At 30.9% G+C, this 2,020-nt stretch carries 2 protein-coding genes; one reads left to right on the top strand and one right to left on the bottom strand.

All coding sequences use genetic code 11. The features are described from left to right. Window positions 1–1,384, bottom strand: a 1,384-nt coding sequence (locus QZZ48_RS15600) for a tetratricopeptide repeat protein (RefSeq protein WP_294967176.1), incomplete at its 3' end; no start/stop codon positions are given. Window positions 1,385–1,758: 374 nt separating this feature from the next. On the opposite strand from QZZ48_RS15600, the gene QZZ48_RS15595 reads away from it, so the two are divergent. Then, window positions 1,759–1,860, top strand: a complete 102-nt coding sequence (locus QZZ48_RS15595) for a bacteriocin class II family protein (RefSeq protein ID WP_294967175.1) — start codon at window positions 1,759–1,761, stop codon at window positions 1,858–1,860. Window positions 1,861–2,020 lie beyond the last annotated feature (160 nt).

The following is a 2,020-nucleotide window of genomic DNA, read 5'->3' as shown; positions in this document are numbered from 1 at the left end:
AATCAGCAATATCTTGCTTTAATTTATGCTCTAAAATCTGAAGATCTTCTGGAATACCTCCAAAAGTTTTAGCATCCATATCATTCAAATAATTACGCAAACTCGAAGCTTTAGATCGTTCTGAATAACTAAATGCTTTCTCTCTATAAATAGGATTCCCAGTTAATTCGAATAATTTGGCAGCGACTTCAATAGCTTTAGAGTAAGTCCCATTTTCACTCTTATTTAAAGCTAATTTTGATTCTTCATCTTGGAAGGCGATTCTGATTTGATCAATAATATCAACACATAATTCATAAGTATCTAATGAAAGCTTAAGGTACTTAACCTGATTAGTTCTTCCATAGAGTTTATACAGAGCTGACGCTTTATCATCAATAATATCAAAAGTAGTTAATTGACCATCAACTTGCTCAATACTTGGATTCTCATCAAGTTCTTGTCCATTGAAATCGTAAGTACTGGACATAAGAGCCTTTTGATAGAATTGTAAAGCTCTTAGATAATCTTCTTCCTTAAAATATATGCCTCCAATATTCTTAAGACAGTGCGCTGTACCTGGATGCTTTATACCAAATTTATCGAGATAAGTGTCATAAGATTTATATAAATATTCCTTTGACAATTTATTATTGCCTTGCCTAGATTGAAAAACGGCATAATTCAGGTAAAAATTTCCTAAATCAGAATTTCCTTCTCCATTAATCTTAATAGATTCCTCAATACTCAATTTTAAGTATTGATCAGCTTCAGTGTAATATCCGAGATCTTTATAACAGTTACCAATATTATTATATGTCGCTGACAAGTCTAAAACACCTCTTTCAAGTTTAATATCAAGGCCTTCTAATAAATATTTAAGAGCATTATTAAAATCCATATTTGCTTTTGCAACTAAGCCAAGATTGTTAATTATCTGAGCTCTCCATCTAGACGCAGAAGGATTCTCTTTGATAATAAACAAAGCAGCTTCATAAAATTTTTGGGCTTTTAAATTATCTTTTGAATAAAAGTATATATTCCCCATATTAACATACACAGGTGCAAGTTTCCCTGTCGACTCTCCAAAATTTTTCTTACAAATAAGCTCAGCCGAATTAAATTTTATCAATGCATCTTTAAATTTGGCCAACCTTATTAAAAGAACACCATAATTGACTTTATACCTATAAAGAAGATTATAATTTTTAATCTCACTTTCATTGACACTTCCTTCAGCTTGTTGAAAATAGAGCTCTGCTCCCTTATTATTTCTTAAGCGGAGTTCTTTTACCCCTTTATTGAATAAAATTAATAAGCTAGAATCTGCAGAAGTCGTTAAATCTGTATGAAAAGAATGAGAAGGGTTTGATGCCTTTACATGAAAAATTGATGCATTAAGCATCAAAAAGCATGAAGTGATCAGTAGAAATCGAAATATTTCTCGTTTTTTTTTCACAATAAAAAGAAATTTTAAAAGACTGTATATGTGCACAATAGACCCTATAGGGATATTCAAACCAAAAAGAAAATTAAGTGTTTTTGAAAAAAACTTTCACTTTCTGGGTTACTTTTCCCCTAAAAAGGGAATAAAGGGGTGTAAAACGAAAACAATATTCACTTTATAATTTAAATAACCATGGAAAATTTTGAAATTCTTAACTCAACTCAATTATTAGAAGTAAAAGGTGGTTCAAACGAATTGACAAATAGAGATACTGTTGACGAGTGTATCGTATAGTTTTATTTTTTTATTAATTTTCTAAATACCTTACAGCTATGACAAATTTTGATATTTTATCTACAGAGCAATTATTAGAAGTAAAAGGTGGTTCAAACGAATTGACAAATAGAGATACTGTTGACGAGTGTATCGTATAGTTTTATTTTGACAGAAATACAATGGTTCTATTTACCCAAGCACAAACTCTCACAATAAAGAATAATTAGTAAAGATTCCTGCATGGAGAAACGTCCGACTTACTGCGAGCTTGAAGAACAGCTAGCGGAGGCATTACGAAGAGCAGAAGGAGCAGAGGAA

The organism is Sulfurimonas sp. (assembly GCF_016744025.1).
In the GTDB taxonomy this organism is placed as follows: domain Bacteria; phylum Campylobacterota; class Campylobacteria; order Campylobacterales; family Sulfurimonadaceae; genus Sulfurimonas.
Note: the sequence above shows the minus strand (reverse complement) of the source record. Positions and strands in the feature narration are given on the sequence as shown.

What these genes read in the sequence shown, in the direction of transcription:
- QZZ48_RS15595 (WP_294967175.1), top strand. Translation starts at nt 1,759, where the DNA reads ATGACAAATTTTGATATTTTATCTACAGAGCAATTATTAGAAGTAAAA.